The organism is Sporosarcina sp. P16b (assembly GCF_002743065.1).
Classification (GTDB): Bacteria; Bacillota; Bacilli; order Bacillales_A; family Planococcaceae; genus Sporosarcina.
In genome coordinates this window covers 301,817-317,327 of sequence record NZ_PDYO01000002.1, presented here as the reverse complement: position 1 = coordinate 317,327, position 15,511 = coordinate 301,817, and the positions used below count along the sequence as shown (strand labels likewise).

General features: G+C 40.8%; 17 protein-coding genes and 1 other annotated feature. Of the genes, 14 read left to right on the top strand and 3 right to left on the bottom strand.

Translation table 11 applies throughout. The features are described from left to right. Positions 1-181: 181 nt before the first annotated feature. Positions 182-328: a sequence feature (ribosomal protein L20 leader region), on the top strand. A gap of 53 nt (positions 329-381) precedes the next feature. From infC to CSV77_RS04665, 4 genes are all read left to right on the top strand, one after another. Next, positions 382-936: a translation initiation factor IF-3 gene (gene infC / locus CSV77_RS04680; protein WP_099629673.1), complete on the top strand. Its 555-nt coding sequence runs from the start codon at positions 382-384 to the stop codon at positions 934-936. A gap of 26 nt (positions 937-962) precedes the next feature. Continuing rightward, positions 963-1,163, top strand: a complete 201-nt coding sequence (gene rpmI / locus CSV77_RS04675) for a 50S ribosomal protein L35 (protein ID WP_099629674.1) — start codon at positions 963-965, stop codon at positions 1,161-1,163. A 42-nt stretch (positions 1,164-1,205) separates the two neighbouring features. Then, a complete protein-coding gene (rplT, locus tag CSV77_RS04670) occupies positions 1,206-1,565 on the top strand; it encodes a 50S ribosomal protein L20 (protein ID WP_085131190.1) in 360 nt (119 codons plus the stop codon). 70 nt (positions 1,566-1,635) lie between these two features. Next, complete coding sequence (locus tag CSV77_RS04665; RefSeq protein WP_369802729.1) at positions 1,636-1,935, top strand: DUF1294 domain-containing protein; 300 nt, start codon at positions 1,636-1,638, stop codon at positions 1,933-1,935. A gap of 41 nt (positions 1,936-1,976) precedes the next feature. On the opposite strand, the gene CSV77_RS04660 is transcribed toward CSV77_RS04665, so the two are convergent. Beyond that, complete coding sequence (locus CSV77_RS04660; protein WP_099629676.1) at positions 1,977-2,357, bottom strand: sigma-w pathway protein ysdB; 381 nt, start codon at positions 2,355-2,357, stop codon at positions 1,977-1,979. A 93-nt stretch (positions 2,358-2,450) separates the two neighbouring features. On the opposite strand from CSV77_RS04660, the gene CSV77_RS04655 reads away from it, so the two are divergent. The 4 genes from CSV77_RS04655 (at position 2,451) to CSV77_RS04640 (ending at position 6,968) form a co-directional block, all read left to right on the top strand. Further along, entirely contained in the window at positions 2,451-2,936 is a 486-nt protein-coding gene (locus CSV77_RS04655; RefSeq protein WP_099672482.1) for a dUTP diphosphatase, read from the top strand. A 122-nt stretch (positions 2,937-3,058) separates the two neighbouring features. Then, complete coding sequence (locus CSV77_RS04650) at positions 3,059-3,547, top strand: helix-turn-helix domain-containing protein (RefSeq protein ID WP_051210452.1); 489 nt, start codon at positions 3,059-3,061, stop codon at positions 3,545-3,547. 723 nt (positions 3,548-4,270) lie between these two features. Further along, a complete protein-coding gene (locus CSV77_RS04645) occupies positions 4,271-5,254 on the top strand; it encodes a zinc-binding dehydrogenase (RefSeq protein ID WP_099672481.1) in 984 nt (327 codons plus the stop codon). A 34-nt stretch (positions 5,255-5,288) separates the two neighbouring features. After that, positions 5,289-6,968, top strand: a complete 1,680-nt coding sequence (locus CSV77_RS04640; protein ID WP_099672480.1) for a formate--tetrahydrofolate ligase — start codon at positions 5,289-5,291, stop codon at positions 6,966-6,968. A gap of 181 nt (positions 6,969-7,149) precedes the next feature. On the opposite strand, the gene CSV77_RS04635 is transcribed toward CSV77_RS04640, so the two are convergent. Continuing rightward, positions 7,150-8,841 carry a M3 family oligoendopeptidase gene (locus CSV77_RS04635; protein WP_099672479.1) on the bottom strand — a complete coding sequence of 564 codons (1,692 nt, stop codon included), beginning with the start codon at positions 8,839-8,841 and terminating at the stop codon, positions 7,150-7,152. 168 nt (positions 8,842-9,009) lie between these two features. Between CSV77_RS04635 and CSV77_RS04630 the strand changes: the two genes are divergently transcribed. Together CSV77_RS04630 and CSV77_RS04625 are read left to right on the top strand one after the other, a co-directional pair. Next, the gene (locus CSV77_RS04630; RefSeq protein WP_099672478.1) at positions 9,010-9,297 is read left to right on the top strand and encodes a DUF6509 family protein; all 288 of its coding nucleotides are present in this window, start codon (positions 9,010-9,012) and stop codon (positions 9,295-9,297) included. Positions 9,298-9,407: 110 nt separating this feature from the next. Continuing rightward, positions 9,408-10,391 (top strand): NAD(P)/FAD-dependent oxidoreductase, encoded by a 984-nt coding sequence (locus CSV77_RS04625; protein ID WP_099672477.1) that lies wholly within the window; start codon positions 9,408-9,410, stop codon positions 10,389-10,391. A gap of 118 nt (positions 10,392-10,509) precedes the next feature. Here CSV77_RS04625 and CSV77_RS04620 read toward each other — a convergent pair whose 3' ends face one another. Continuing rightward, entirely contained in the window at positions 10,510-11,538 is a 1,029-nt protein-coding gene (locus CSV77_RS04620; RefSeq protein ID WP_233212170.1) for an NADP-dependent oxidoreductase, read from the bottom strand. A gap of 279 nt (positions 11,539-11,817) precedes the next feature. On the opposite strand from CSV77_RS04620, the gene CSV77_RS04615 reads away from it, so the two are divergent. The 4 genes from CSV77_RS04615 to pstA all read left to right on the top strand — a co-directional run bounded on the left by CSV77_RS04615 (position 11,818) and on the right by pstA (position 15,486). Then, positions 11,818-12,522 carry a response regulator transcription factor gene (locus CSV77_RS04615; RefSeq protein WP_099629684.1) on the top strand — a complete coding sequence of 235 codons (705 nt, stop codon included), beginning with the start codon at positions 11,818-11,820 and terminating at the stop codon, positions 12,520-12,522. A 210-nt stretch (positions 12,523-12,732) separates the two neighbouring features. Next, positions 12,733-13,629, top strand: coding sequence for a phosphate ABC transporter substrate-binding protein PstS family protein (locus CSV77_RS04610; RefSeq protein WP_099672476.1), 897 nt, complete (start codon positions 12,733-12,735; stop codon positions 13,627-13,629). 43 nt (positions 13,630-13,672) lie between these two features. After that, complete coding sequence (pstC, locus tag CSV77_RS04605) at positions 13,673-14,602, top strand: phosphate ABC transporter permease subunit PstC (RefSeq protein WP_099672475.1); 930 nt, start codon at positions 13,673-13,675, stop codon at positions 14,600-14,602. Next, the gene (gene pstA, locus CSV77_RS04600) at positions 14,602-15,486 is read left to right on the top strand and encodes a phosphate ABC transporter permease PstA (protein WP_099629687.1); all 885 of its coding nucleotides are present in this window, start codon (positions 14,602-14,604) and stop codon (positions 15,484-15,486) included. Before pstC ends, pstA begins: the two co-directional genes overlap by 1 nt. Positions 15,487-15,511: the final 25 nt, after the last annotated feature.

Here is a 15,511-nt window from a genome sequence, read left to right as displayed (position 1 = left end):
TTTTCATTCAACTTTTCTTAAACAGAAAAAATAATAGTTGCAATAGTTTCCATAACGCGCTATACTTAAAAAGTTGAATTAATTCAAACGTAACTTGTGCATCCGACAATAGGATATGCAGAGTTGTTGACACTAGATACTAAAGATGATATTATTAATAAGGTTAACTGAATACAGTTTGTGGTATAAGAAGAGGCTACCCGCTTCTCACCTGTTCGACGCAATGAAGTTGTTGCCAGGTTAGCACAATAAGTTTATATCTATGTGTACTAGCATAGTATACTTACGCGGGTAGACAAATCATATTTGTCTACTTTTTTTATTTTGTAAAATGGATAGACCTATGGGACTTTGCAGTCGGAATTTCCGATATACCAAAACATGTATTCACGAGACAATATTCGGAGGTGGATTACTATTAGCAAAGACATGTACGTAAATGATGGTATCAGAGCACGTGAGTTGCGATTAATCGATCACAACGGCGAACAACTCGGTATCAAAACACGTAATGAAGCTTTAGAAATTGCTGCTCAAGCAAACCTGGACTTAGTTCTTGTTGCTCCACAAGCGAAGCCCCCAGTAGCTCGTGTTATGGACCATGGAAAGTTCAAGTTCGAACAGCAAAAGAAAGAGCGTGAAGTACGTAAGAATCAAAAGATCATCAACGTAAAAGAAGTTCGACTTAGCCCTACAATCGATGAGCATGATTTCCAAACGAAACTTCGTAACGGAATCAAGTTCTTGGAAAATGGGGATAAGGTGAAAGCTTCGATTCGTTTCCGCGGCCGTGCAATTACGCACAAAGAAATTGGCCAACGAGTTCTTGATCGCTTTGCAGAAGCTTGCAAAGAAGTTGCAACTGTTGAAGTTAAACCAAAAATGGAAGGTCGGAGCATGTTCTTAATACTTGCCCCACTTGCCGAAAAACAGTAACACGAACAATTTAGGAGGAACAGAACATGCCAAAAATGAAAACTCACCGCGGTTCCGCGAAACGTTTCAAAAGAACTGGAACTGGTAAATTAAAACGTGGCCGTGCTTACACAAGTCACCTATTTGCTAACAAATCTACGAAGGCTAAGCGTCACTTACGTAAGTCTTCACTAGTTTCTTCAGGCGATTACAAGCGTATTCGCGAAATGCTCACATACATGAAGTAAGACCGAACACACACTTAAAGGATAAGCAGGAGGTAATGCACTATGCCACGCGTAAAAGGTGGAACAGTAACGCGCAAGCGTCATAAAAAGGTATTGAAATTAGCAAAAGGTTATTTTGGTTCAAAACATAGACTTTATAAGGTAGCAAACCAACAGGTAATGAAATCTTATAACTATGCTTACCGTGACCGTCGTAACAAAAAACGTGATTTCCGTAGACTATGGATTACACGTATCAACGCGGCTGCTCGTGTGAATGGTATTTCATACAGCACATTAATGCACGGCTTGAAAGTAGCTGGCATCGATGTTAACCGTAAGATGCTTGCAGAACTTGCAGTGACAGATGCATCAGCATTTGCACAACTTGCAGAGACAGCAAAAAAATCTGTAGCAAAATAAGATGAACCAAAATCCACTTTCGTTTTCATTCTTATATGGAAATGAAGGTGGATTTTTTTCGTATGGAGGAATGGCTGAAATGGCACAAACTCTATTGATTTATATGGTCATCCTGTCACTCTGGGCGTTTTTGGCGATGGGGTATGATAAAAGACAAGCTAAAAAGAAAAGGCAACGTGTACCAGAACGAAATCTATGGTTATTGGCACTGCTTGGTGGTGGAGTAGGTGCGTACGTTGGCATGCAATTCTTTCATCACAAAACGAGAAAGACCCATTTCCGTATTGGATTTCTACTTCTGATGATGATTGACATAGTGCTGCTACTAGCGATATATGGTGTGAAATTCCCAACAACCGTTACATTTTAATATAAAAAAGGAAATAGCTTTTCTTAGCTATTTCCATCCAATCAAGATTTCATTAATTGTTCAATTGGGTTCTTCCAATTGATTTCAGCATGGGGATAATTCGTTCGTACTTCGGATTCAAGAAAATGAAAATCCTCTTTTGTCATACCTTGCAATTTTGCTTCATTTTTTACCCAAATGAAAATGGAAACAACATCAAAAGAATCAGACGTGGTGCCTAGATATTTCTCACCTTCAAACATCGCACCTTTATACGTAATAAAGAAGTTTTTACGGATATTTTTCACATCGTCATAAAAATAATATTGTTCTTTTTCATACGCTTCATCCAGCTTTCGCTTAGCATCTGTCAAATAGCGAATGCCGGCATAAAACAAATAAATAACCAATGCTATAATGAAGACGCGGATCAATAAAATCATGAAATCAGCTCCTGCAAACGATATAGTACTGTACTATACGGATGAGTATGGGAAAAGGTTTCATTTACTAGCGAAATGGTGGAGGGAATTTAATTGAAATTACATCAACTATTTGAAATGCAAAGAGCGCTCGATACATATATTCAAAAAAATCATCAAACGAATGAAACATTTACTGAAAGAGGTCTGGCATTAGTAGTCGAACTTTCTGAGTTGGCTAACGAAACGCGTTGTTTTAAATTCTGGAGCACGAAAGGTCCTTCAGCTGACAGCGTTATTTTAGAAGAGTATGTGGATTCTATTCATTTCTTATTATCTTTAGGAATTGAAAAAGGCTTTGATGGATTGGAAGAATGGCCGGCAAGTGATACGAAAGATCAAAATTTGACACAGCAGTTTATTCAAACAGGTCAATCTATTTATGCATTCTTGGATTCATTAGCATTTGAAGATTATAAAAAAATCTGGGTGAACTACGGAGCGCTTGCGAATACGCTCGGTTTTACTGAAGAACAAATTATACAAGCATACATAGATAAAAATGAAGAAAACTACGCACGTCAAAGAAGTGGATACTGAGCGATATCATTAGCTTCACTGCCATTTTAACTATAGTAAAAGTTTCATAAATAAATAAATTGACAAAAAGACTGTTTTGATAATAAAATTAATACACTATAGGTCATACAGGGGGTATTTCGTTGAACGAATGGAGTAAGGATGATTTTGGACTGCGTTTAAAGGCACTGAGAGAACGTCGAGGACTATCGATGATGGCATTTGGAGCAGCAATTGGCACATCAGCTAGTCGAATTAAAGATTGGGAGCGCGGTAAGAACGCACCATCCGCTGCATGGATCGCTAAAATTTCAGAGCGTTTTTCTGTTTCTACCGATGAATTGATTATGGGTGAGGTAACATTTACTCCGTATTTCAAAGCGACAGGTAATACAGTAGAATCACTTTATGATCGTCTTCGTGAAACGATGAATGTCGAATCCTCTGGTAAATGGCCAACAGAAATTGATGAGCTATATGCAGAAATCGACGCAGTGAATAAAGAGAAGTATCGTAGCGGAAAAGGACGTCGATCAGCTGAGAAAGAGCTGATGGAGTTAGCTATCCGTCTTCCTAAGAAAGATGTACTAGAATTGCTCGAGCTCGCTAAATATAAAAGACGCACACTATAATACGATGTCCCTGGAAGTGATTATACTTCGTGGGACATCGTTTTTTTTATTAGAAATCTAAAATTAAAATCGGAAAAGCTGGATAAGTTAGTAGAGAGTAGGAGGGGATTGAAACTCCAGCTGGCGGACGCTTTCCATGGGCCGAGCGGTGGGCTCACCAATTCGAAAGCTCCATCTGATTGTCTCACCTGTCGGGCTTGATCCCCCCTGAGTCGCCACAACTTCCAATTTAATCCTGCCTAAAGAGATGTAGATCATTTACTGGCATTAGAGTGGTTATTGTTGTAGTCTTTGGACTTATTCTTAGTTTAAGTGCAGATCCAGTTCAGTACTATTTACTATTCTGACTTTAATGCTCAACAAAAAGTTACTACTATTTACTGTGCAGGGATTTTCGTTCCGAGCGGCGACTCCCGCGGGAATAGCAATTACTTCTGCGATTATAAGCGAAGCGTTATGAGCATGAGTCTTGAGACCACGGACAGATGCCTTAATTTCTGCAAAGTACACAGAAATACGGCAAAGCGAACCCTTCGCTGTTCGCTTGGCTCAAGCCATGCCCGCAGGAAAGCGTCCGCTCGGAACGGAAATCCCCTACCCTACACCATGTCAGTCACTTCTTATATTACAAAATAATGAATAATCAAATAGCGTGAAATGTAGGAAAATAGAATGAAATACGTTATGATAGAGTCGTAGATAAACCCAAGGAGGATGAGTTGATTGAAAGCATTCGTTCATGAAAATGGTGAGCTCCACTATACAGATATCGCCGATCCCTCAGCTGGAAATGGTGAAGTAATTGTCGCATTGAAAACAGCAGGACTTAATCGCCGTGATACTGCTATACCTAAACGACGTGGAGATGCTAAAGAACCATTGGTAATGGGATCAGACGGCGCAGGCACGATTGAATCAATCGGAGAAGGTGTAACCGGTTGGAACATAGGAGACGAAGTAATTATTAATCCATCCCTTCGATGGTTCGAAGAAAGCGATGCGCCTCCAGTTGAGTTTGATATTTTAGGTATGCCGGATCATGGCACGTTTGCTGAGAAGATTTGCATATCTTCAGAACAGCTAGAGAAAAAGCCATCACATCTCACATGGAATGAATCTGCAGTTATCGCCCTAGCCGGACTTACAGGTTATCGTGCACTAGTGACGAGGGGTCGTATAGAAGAAGGGCAAACCGTCTTTATTCCTGGAGCAGGAAGTGGAGTCGCGACCTATATGATTCAATTTGCAAAGAAAATGGGAGCGCGGGTCATCGTGTCCTCAAGAAGTGAAGAAAAAAGAAATCACGCAATGAAAATCGGTGCAGATATAGCGATTGATACGAATAGTGATTGGCCAACAGAACTACAAGATGAACGTGTGGATCTTGTGATTGAGAGTGTGGGAAGGGCAACATTCAATCGTTCTCTTGAAATTCTAAAAAAAGGTGGTCGGATCGTAGTATTTGGTGCAACGACAGAAGATACCATCGAACTGAACTTACGTGAATTCTTTTACGGTCAGTATTCGTTACTTGGCACTACGATGGGAAGTCGTGAAGAATTACGCAATATGTTAGCGTTAGTTGAAGAGCATCAAATCCATCCTGTTATTGATTCAGTGATTCCTCTTGAAAATGCAAGTGAGGCATTTACTAGGCTGGATGACAGTGTACAATTCGGTAAAATCGTTTTAGCCATTTCAAACTAAACCATATACCCTGTATAGAAAGGCAGTGGAAGTAGTGACGAAAGAAGTAAAGACACTGACAGACCTGGAAATCGCTTCAAAAGCAATTATGCAACCAATTGAAGACATAGCATCCAAAGCAGGAATTCCCTTGGATGCATTGGAGCTATATGGTAAATATAAAGCAAAAATTAATGTAGACCTTATTCCCAAAAAAACTTCACAAGCAAAGATCGTACTCGTAACGGCTACAAGTCCAACACCAGCTGGAGAAGGAAAATCGACAGTGACAGTGGGTCTTGGTGATGCGCTTTCTCGTTTAGGTAAGAAAACTATGATTGCATTGCGTGAACCTTCATTAGGACCCGTAATGGGTATCAAAGGTGGAGCAACGGGTGGCGGCTTCTCCCAAGTTCTGCCTATGGAAGACATTAATTTGCACTTTACTGGAGACCTTCATGCCATTACAACGGTTAATAACGCGCTGAGCGCTATGATCGATAACCATTTGCATCAGGGCAATGCGTTAAAGATCGATCCTCGTCGGATTACATGGAAACGCGTCATGGATATGAATGACCGTGCGCTCCGCCATGTAACAATTGGTTTGGGTGGACCAGCACAAGGCGTACCACGTGAAGATGGTTTTGATATTACAGTAGCATCCGAAATCATGGCTGTATTCTGTCTGGCGACTAGCTTACAAGACTTAAAAGAGCGCTTGTCCGAAATAGTCATCGGCTATACGTATGAAAAAGAAGCCGTGACTGTGCGTGATTTAGGTGTAGAAGGTGCGTTGACACTTTTGCTAAAAGATGCATTCAAACCTAACCTCGTTCAAACGATCGAAGGCACACCAGCTTTCATTCACGGTGGACCGTTTGCAAATATTGCCCATGGGTGTAACTCGTTAATTGCAACGAATACAGCGCGTAATCTGGCTGACTATGTCGTGACAGAAGCAGGATTTGGATCCGATTTAGGTGCGGAGAAATTTATGGATATTAAAGCGCGCATCGGTAAATTCCAGCCAAATGCAGTCGTTCTTGTAACGACAATTCGTGCACTCAAAATGCACGGCGGAGTTGCGAAGCAGGATTTAAAAGTAGAAAATAGTCAAGCTGTAGAAAATGGTTTAGTTAACTTGGAAAAGCATGTCGAAACGATTCTGTCGTTCGGGGTGGAACCTATTGTCGCGCTCAATCATTTTGTTGGCGACTCTAATAGTGAACTTCAGGTAGTACTAAAGTGGTGTCAGGAGAATAATGTCAAAGTCGCTTTAACTGATGTGTGGCAAGATGGTGGAGCGGGCGGTGAAGCATTGGCGAGAGAAGTTCTGAAAGTGATGGAAGAGCCAAATAATTTCGCGCCGATTTATGAAGTAGAGCAATCTGTAGAAGAAAAACTCACAGCGATTGTTCAAAAAGTATATGGTGGCGCAGGCATTATATTTACCGATCAGGCAAAGAAAGATTTAGCCGAAATCAAAAAGAATGGCTGGGATTTGTTACCGGTCTGTATGGCAAAGACGCAGTACTCGTTTTCCGATGATCCAAAAAAGTTAGGACGTCCAACAGACTTCTTGATCACAATCCGCAATATCTTACCGAAACTCGGAGCAGGTTTCTTAGTTTGTCTGACCGGCGACATCATGACTATGCCTGGCTTACCAAAAAATCCAGCAGCGCTCAATATGGATGTCGATTCGGCAGGTAATGCCAAAGGGTTAATGTAATTTCTTTCTATAGTAGTGAAATGATAAGCAAAGAGCCAGTACGGCTTTTTGCTTTTTTAGTAAAAGTAGGTAAGTAAAAGAAGTGATCAATATTCTTAATGCCCCTCGGTTGGATCATAAATAGGATGTACAGAAAGTCGTCAACATGACATTCTGTACATCCTTTTGTGTTCCTGTAAAATCAAGAAATCTGATGATCAACCAGCCATTCGCCAATGAAATCCATTATCGATTCAACCGTTCCATCTTCGAACGGTGATCTTAAATGGGCCGTTGTAACGAGTTCCAAGAATGATTTACTTCCGCCCAATTGACACAGTGCCAAATAATCTGTCCATGCTTCGTCGAAATCATGTAAAGATCGTTGCCAAAATTGAAGCGCACAAATTTGCGCCAAAGCATAATCAATATAATAAAACGGCGCTTCATAGATATGACCTTGTCTTTGCCAAAAACCGCCTTGTTCTAAATAGGGATGTCCATCATAATCCCGATTAGGTAAATAAATGGTTTCGATATCTTTCCATACCGCTTTACGTTCACTTGGTGTCATGTCAGGATTGTCATAGATGCGTTGCTGAAACTCATCCACCGCAACTCCATAAGGTAAAAACAATACACTTTCAAGTAAGTGTGCATAACGATAACGATCTGCATCGCTTCCAAAAAAGCGATCCATCCAGTACCAAGTGAAAAACTCCATACTTATGGAATGAATTTCTGCTGCTTCAGTCGTTGGCCAAATGTATTCGGGGATGCCAATTGAACGACTCGAATAGACTTGGAATGCATGGCCTGCTTCATGCGTCAAAACGTCAATATCACTTGAAGTTCCATTAAAATTAGAGAAGATGAACGGGGAATCATAATTATCTATAAATGTACAATAGCCGCCAGCTTCTTTGCCTTTTTTCGCCACCAAATCCAATAAGTTTTTACGTTTCATATAATCAAAAAAGCGTCCGGTTTCACGCGATAGCTCCTGATACATTTTTTGTCCATTTTCTACAATCCATTCAGGAGAACCTTTAGGTTGAGGGTTTCCCTCGGGGTAATGCAAAGGTTCATCATAAAACTTCATTTGTGAGATCCCTATTCTCCGACTTTGCATACCACGAATCTTCTCAGCCAATGGTACTACATGTGTTCGAATTTGATTTCGGAAGTGCTCCATCATATATGCATCATAGCCAATCCGGTCCATACGTATATATCCCAGTTCTGTAAAAGTTTTAAATCCGAGTGTTGTAGCGATTTCATGACGCACGGCAACGAGACGATCAAAAATTCTATCGAAATGAACTTCATTTGACGCATAGAAATCAGCAGTGGCATTCATAGCATCTTTTCTTACAGAGCGATCAAGTGACTCTTTAAATGGTCCAAGTTGTGCCAATGTCAGCGTTTTGCCGTGAAACTCGATTTGTGCTGAAGCTACGAGGTTCGAGTACTCGGAAACTAATTGGTTTTCTCGTTGTAAAAGAGGCAAGACTTCATCTGAATACGAATGAATGGCATTCTCCGCAAGCTTAAATAGCTGTGGCCCCCATTTATCTTCTAATTGTGCCCGGAAAGGCGTAGAGATTACAGCTTGGTAATAATCGCTTTGCAAGGCTTGGAATTGAGGCCCAATCACATCAAAATAATCCCGTTCATCTTGATAAAAGCCATCATTCGTATCAATCGAAGAACGGATATACATGATATTCTCCGCCGTACTAAAATCACTCGTCAACATGTTTATATGCTCCATTATTTCAGCTTGATCATCAAATGAGTTTGCTTGCTTAAACTGTTCAAGTGCAGTCTTGAATTCTGTTTGTAGTTTTTCGATATCCGGGCGTGTATACTCATACTCTTCAAAAGTAAGCATTGCACTCCTCCTAGTTCGTATAGTGTGACTATCCCTCCATTTTCTAGCAACGAGTATAGAAAAGCAAACTATTTATCGAAAGTGACGTTCATAAATTGCCACAATCTTATGAAATGATGTAGGATAGAGAGAGTAAACTCTAAGTGAGCGGGAAGAAGGAGAAATTGAATGCAAATAGTAAATGGTAAAGTACAAGAACTGGTGGATCCAACAGGTATAATCGATGGTCAGCGCTACGAATTTCTTTTGACAGTTAAGTTAGATGAAGAAGATGAACTGTTTAATGAAGATGGTACTGGCTTACGTATGCTATATTCTGTGAAGGATGGCGAGCGAAAGATGCTTACGTACCAATTTTATGAATTGGCAACGGAAAGCCCATTCGACGTGGAATGGGACGAAGAAGAACAAGCATCAGCAGAGCAATACTGTAATGAACATTTTCCGGAAATCTAAATACAAATTAGATGTTATTCTCTTTAGAATAAGGGATAATAGACCAGTGAAACATAAGTGGTACACCCCAATAGCTTATCATTAAAGAATTAATTATAGGAGTGTTTTAAATGAATCATGAAATAGTGGATATTACGATTATCGGCGGCGGCCCAACTGGATTGTTTTCTTCGTTCTACGCGGGTATGCGGGAGATGTCTGTCAAAATTATCGATAGTTTACCACAGCTTGGCGGCCAGTTGATCGAGCTATATCCTGATAAATACATTTATGATGTTGGCGGATTCCCTAAAGTTTTAGCAAAGGATTTAGTGGCAAACTTAGTGACGCAAGCGCATTATGCAAAACCTGAAATTTGTTTAGGGGAAGCAGCATTGTCCTTCGAAAAGAAGGATGATCACTTTGTTTTAACGACAGACAAAGGACAACATTTGACACGGACCATATTATTGACCGCAGGAATTGGGGCTTTTCAACCACGTAAAATCGGTTTGAAAGAAGAACCAACTTTTGAAGGCAAAACATTGCATTACGGTATTAAAGACTTGTCCATGTTTAAAGATCAGAATATCTGTGTGTGTGGCGGGGGAGACTCTGCACTCGATTGGGCATTGATGCTTGAAGATATCGCAAGTGAGGTAACACTAGTTCACCGTAGAGAACGTTTTACTGCGCATGAAACAAGTGTCAATCAACTACACGAATCTAGTGTGAATGTTTTAACATCACACGCTATAAGTGAGTTACATGGCGATGGAGACACGTTGGATAAAGTCATTCTAAAGGAAAAAGACGGTAGCGTGAAAGAACTCACATTCGATCATGTTGTAGTCAATTACGGCAATATTTCTTCACTTGGCCCATTGAAAGAATGGGGTTTAGAAATGGATCGTAATTCTATTAAAGTGAACTCTCGCATGGAGACGAATATCGAAGGCATTTATGCTGCTGGTGACGTCACAACATACGATGGCAAAGTGAAATTGATTGCGGTAGGTATGGGTGAAGCACCAGTTGCAATCAGCCACGCGAAAGCATTCATAGATCCAAAAGCAAAAGTACAACCGTTGCACAGTACGAGCGTATTCGGTTAATAAAATAGTCTGCGCCTTGTATGGAAATTTTTTCACTGTACAAGATGTTTTTTATGCCAGTAATATAAAAGGCTATCCTGAGAATTTCTCGGGATAGCCTTTTATCATTGCGACCTGGTTAGTGTTTCGTTGTTTTATAATCAGCGACCTTGACCAGTTGTTTACCTACATTGCTTCCATCGAATAAACCAAGAAACGCATCTGGAATATTGTCGAAGCCTTCAACGATGGTTTCTTCATACTTCAGCTTGCCTTCTGATAGCCATTTACTTAAATCAGCTAATGCAGTAGCGAAGTCTGCTGCATAATCTCCTACGGTAAAGCCTTTCATCAAAGCGCTTGTTTTGATCATCATAGTTTGAAGACGCGGACCGATGTCTTGTTGTTCTTTATTGTAAGACGAAATAGCACCGCATAGTGCAATTCGCGCATGTTTATTTAGTAATGTAAAGACTGCATCTGTCACATCGCCACCGACATTGTCAAAATAGACATCCACACCGTCAGTTGCAGCTTTGGCCAAGTCTTCTTTAAAGCTATCCAGTTTATAATTGACTGCCTCATCAAAGCCGAGCTCATTTTTTAAGTACTCGATCTTTTCTTGTGAACCTGCAATTCCTATCACTTTGGCACCTTTCATTTTGGCGATTTGGCCTACTGCCGAACCGACTGCGCCAGCGGCACCAGAAACGACGACTGTTTCACCTGGTTGTGGTTTACCGATATCAAGTAACCCGAAGTATGCAGTGAGACCTGTCATGCCAAGGATCCCTAAATGTGTAGAAATGGGGGCAATGTTGGGATCGATTTTACGAACTTCTTTCTCGGAAGCGGCCGTGTATTCTGCCCAATTCAAGTTACCCACAACAACATCTCCAGCTTTAAATAAATTAGAAGTAGATTTCGTGACTTCGCCAACGACGCCACCGGCAATCACTTCATCCAACTTAAATGGGGGGATATAAGATTTCGCATCTATCATTCTTCCTCGCATGTATGGGTCAACTGATACATATAGCGTACGAACCAGAACTTCATGATCTTTAAGTTGAGGCACAGGCTTTTCCACAAAATTGAAAGTGTCCATAGTAGGCAAGCCTTTCGGTCTGTTAGCTAAATGAATTTCTCTTTGCATCTCTAGTGTCATAGTAATTCCTCCTGTTTTCATGTACATTTCAACTGTTAAACTAACTAAAAGTAAGCTTAAGTTTAAGGGTACTAGGATGCAGTACCGATGTCAATCAATTGCACTGAGAAGAAAACTTCAACCTTCTATATAGCAACAGATCAAGTTTGTTCATTTGAATATATCACCAACTATATAGAACAATTATCGATTTGAGTGGACATTTTCTTGACGTCAAAGTAGAGTAGAGACGTAGACTTTCTGAAAAATTAATGAACTAGTCGTAAAGGAGCTAACCAGATGAAAAAGGTTTTGGTTGTGGAAGATGAACAATCGATAGCTACTCTTTTGCAATACAACTTGGAGCAGGCAGGATACACCGTTTGCATAGCACGAGATGGCAATACAGCAATTTCTATGACGCTTTCCGAAGAACCAGATTTATTGTTGCTCGATATTATGCTACCTGGCATGGATGGCATGGACGTATGCAAGAAACTTCGTCAGGAAAAAATTCATACACCTATTTTAATGTTGACGGCGAAGGGCGATGAATTTGATAAAGTGCTTGGGCTCGAACTTGGAGCAGATGACTACCTAACAAAACCATTTAGTCCACGAGAGGTGCTTGCGCGTGTGAAAGCCATCTTGCGCAGAATTGAGTTACAGAATTCTACACAAGAAAAAGAACTGGGAACGGAACTAAGTCATGGACGTTTACTAGTTTATCCAGATCGAATTGAAGCCTTTTTGGATGGAAGCCCTTTAGAATTGACTCCAAAAGAATTTGAACTACTTTTATACTTAATGCGACATTCAGGTAAAGTACTACACCGTGAGCAGTTGCTAAATGCGATATGGAATTATGACTACACTGGAGATTCTCGTATCGTAGATGTTCATATTAGTCACCTTAGGGAGAAAATTGAACGAGATACAAAAAGTCCGGTCTATATTAAGACTGTCAGAGGATTTGGTTATAAATTTGAAGAAGAGATAAACTGAATATTTTAGATACATACGAAGGCTGAAGACGAATCCATACAGGGTTGTGTCTTTGGCTTTTTATATTACAGAGATCCAGGGAATGATCTTTCTACACACAACCTTTACACAACCTTTACGTTTCATCCATCAGCCTTTAATATTCATTGTTTATAGTAAAGAAGCAGTAGAAAGTTACTACTTAAACAAAATATCTTAGGGGGCACAGTGATGAGGAAACGTAATCGAATAACTGTATTGGCATTTGTTTTACTTTGTACGTGGTTGATCGCAGCTTGTAGTAGTCCGAAAGCAAGTAATGGTGAAAAGGAAGAAGCCAAACAACAAACTGAACCCATCACAGCAGTAGGGTCTAGTGCACTACAACCTTTAGTTGAAGCTGCAGCACAGCAGTTTGCGTTAAAAAATCCAGGCTCGGTTATAAATGTCCAAGGTGGAGGAAGCGGTACTGGGTTAAGTAAAATTAGCGAAGGGGCAGTAGATATTGGAAACTCGGATATATTCGCGGAAGAAAAAGAAGGCGTGGACGCGGGTAGCTTAGTCGACCATAAAGTTGCGGTGGTTGGAATGGGTCCAGTAAGTCATCCAGAAACGGGTGTAGAAGATGTTACGACTGAAGAATTGATTGGAATCTTTACAGGAGAAATCACAAACTGGAAAGAGCTTGGCGGGGTGGATCAAGAAATAATGGTGATCAACCGTGCAAAAGGATCCGGAACACGCGCTACTTTTGAAGCATTAGTATTGCAAGGAAAACAACCACTCGAGGCACAAGAACAAGATTCTTCGGGTACGGTACGAAAAATTGTCAGTGAAACGCCGGGAGCAATCAGCTACTTAGCATTTTCTTACTTCGATGAAACGACTACAGCTCTACGGGTTAATGGCGTGACGCCAAACCAAGAAAATGTTGAATCAAATAAATGGGAAATTTGGGCTTACCAGCATATGTATACAAATGGAGAAGCAAAGGGTCTCGCAAAAGACTTGATCGATTATATACTTTCCGATGAGGTACAGGAAACTATACTACCTGAAATGGACTACTTACCGGTAACGGGGATGCAAGTAGAGCGAGATGCGGAAGGAACTGTTACAAATAAATGATAGAAACGTGTAAATTCCTCCTATCTCGAAAGGAGCGTACATGATGGCGAAGACGATCAAAGAGATAGAACATCCATTGTACAGAAAAAGTAGTAAAATGCGTACAGAGCGATTCGGAAAATCGCTTACTTTCCTCGCAGTGGTCTTGACTGCAGCCATCACTGCAGCCATTCTATTTCTAGTTTTTTCAAAAGGTTTATCTACATTCATTATGAATGATGGTAGTGTGAAAGACTTTTTTACAGGTACGACGTGGAACCCAGCGGAAGTAAATTCCCTAGGCAAACCTATTATCGGGGCCTTGCCATTTATAGTAGGTTCATTGGCGATTACAGGAATATCCGCTTTAATTGCTGGACCACTTGCGATTGGCGCAGCCATTTTCATGAGCGAGATTGCGCCAAATGCAGGTAAGAGAATCATGCAGCCTGTGATCGAGTTGTTAGTAGGTATTCCTTCAGTTGTTTATGGATTTATTGGATTAAGTGTCGTCGTACCTTTTTTACGCGATCTATTTCCAGGTAGCGGATTTGGTATCGCAGCGGGTACTATTGTGTTATCTGTCATGATTTTACCGACAGTCACGAGTTTAGCACTAGACGCTATTCAGTCAGTTCCACGTTCATTGCGTGAAGCATCGCTGGCGCTAGGTTCAACCAGATGGCAAATGATTTGTAAAGTTGTATTGAAAACTGCGAAACCTGGCCTACTGATGGCTATCATTTTCGGAATGGCGCGAGCATTTGGTGAAGCTCTAGCAGTTCAGATGGTTATTGGGAATGCGTCTGTCATTCCACATTCATTATTTGAACCAGCCTCCACGATTACTAGTATTTTAACAATGGGCATGGGATATACAGTGATGGGACAAGTGGAAAATAATGCGCTCTGGTCACTCGCGCTTATACTTTTACTGATGTCGCTATTCTTCACGATTATAGTACGAATGATTGGAAAGGGGAAAAGTACGTAATGTCAGCTAAAAGTACAGATCGGCTCGCTACGGCTGGGCTATACGTCATTGTAGGCATCATCATTACAGTTTTGGCAGGCTTGCTTGGATTTGTCTTTGTAAAAGGTATTCCTCAGCTGAGCTGGCAATTCATTACGACACCTCCTCAGATTTTCAAAGAAGGTGGCGGAGTGGGACCTCAATTATTTAACTCCTTTTATTTACTCGTTTTGACACTGATGATTGCAGTGCCGATTGCGATTGGTGCAGGGATTTATTTAGCTGAGTATGCGAGGGACCACTGGATCATTCGTTGTATTCGCGTATTGATTGAAGTGCTATCTTCATTACCATCTATAGTAGTAGGATTATTCGGATTCCTCTTTTTCGTTTTGTATATGGGCTGGGGTTTTTCGATTTTATCCGGTGCCTTTGCACTTTCACTATTCAATCTCCCTTTGCTCGTACGAGTTGTAGAACAATCTATTCGTAACATACCGAAATCACAACGCGAAGCAGGATGGGCGCTTGGTTTTTCAAAATGGGAAACGATTACGACCATCATACTTCCAGCAGCACTTCCTGGCATCGTGACGGGTGTCATATTAGCATCAGGAAGAGTATTCGGTGAGGCGGCTGCTTTGATTTACACAGCAGGAATGAGCACACCGATTATAGATTTCACCAATTGGAATCCGTTGTCCCCAACATCTCCTTTAAATCCATTTAGGCCGGCTGAAACATTGGCCGTTCACATTTGGAAAATTAACGGTGAAGGTATTATGCCAGACGCAGCAGCAATCTCTGACGGAGCAGCGGCATTATTGATCATCTCGATTTTATTCTTTAATTTCACATCACGCTTTATCGGGAATTTGATGTTTAAAAAAATGGGTGCCAATTAAAGGAGGATATGTATGCAATCGGTCG

Bases quoted from the DNA above. Each gene is read 5' to 3' on its own strand.
- infC (WP_099629673.1), top strand. From the start codon at position 382: ATGTATTCACGAGACAATATTCGGAGGTGGATTACTATTAGCAAAGAC.
- rpmI (WP_099629674.1), top strand. From the start codon at position 963: ATGCCAAAAATGAAAACTCACCGCGGTTCCGCGAAACGTTTCAAAAGA.
- rplT (WP_085131190.1), top strand. From the start codon at position 1,206: ATGCCACGCGTAAAAGGTGGAACAGTAACGCGCAAGCGTCATAAAAAG.
- CSV77_RS04665 (WP_369802729.1), top strand. From the start codon at position 1,636: ATGGCTGAAATGGCACAAACTCTATTGATTTATATGGTCATCCTGTCA.
- CSV77_RS04660 (WP_099629676.1), bottom strand. From the start codon at position 2,357: ATGATTTTATTGATCCGCGTCTTCATTATAGCATTGGTTATTTATTTG.
- CSV77_RS04635 (WP_099672479.1), bottom strand. From the start codon at position 8,841: ATGCTTACTTTTGAAGAGTATGAGTATACACGCCCGGATATCGAAAAA.
- CSV77_RS04630 (WP_099672478.1), top strand. From the start codon at position 9,010: ATGCAAATAGTAAATGGTAAAGTACAAGAACTGGTGGATCCAACAGGT.
- CSV77_RS04625 (WP_099672477.1), top strand. From the start codon at position 9,408: ATGAATCATGAAATAGTGGATATTACGATTATCGGCGGCGGCCCAACT.
- CSV77_RS04620 (WP_233212170.1), bottom strand. From the start codon at position 11,538: ATGACACTAGAGATGCAAAGAGAAATTCATTTAGCTAACAGACCGAAA.
- CSV77_RS04615 (WP_099629684.1), top strand. From the start codon at position 11,818: ATGAAAAAGGTTTTGGTTGTGGAAGATGAACAATCGATAGCTACTCTT.
- CSV77_RS04610 (WP_099672476.1), top strand. From the start codon at position 12,733: ATGAGGAAACGTAATCGAATAACTGTATTGGCATTTGTTTTACTTTGT.
- pstC (WP_099672475.1), top strand. From the start codon at position 13,673: ATGGCGAAGACGATCAAAGAGATAGAACATCCATTGTACAGAAAAAGT.
- pstA (WP_099629687.1), top strand. From the start codon at position 14,602: ATGTCAGCTAAAAGTACAGATCGGCTCGCTACGGCTGGGCTATACGTC.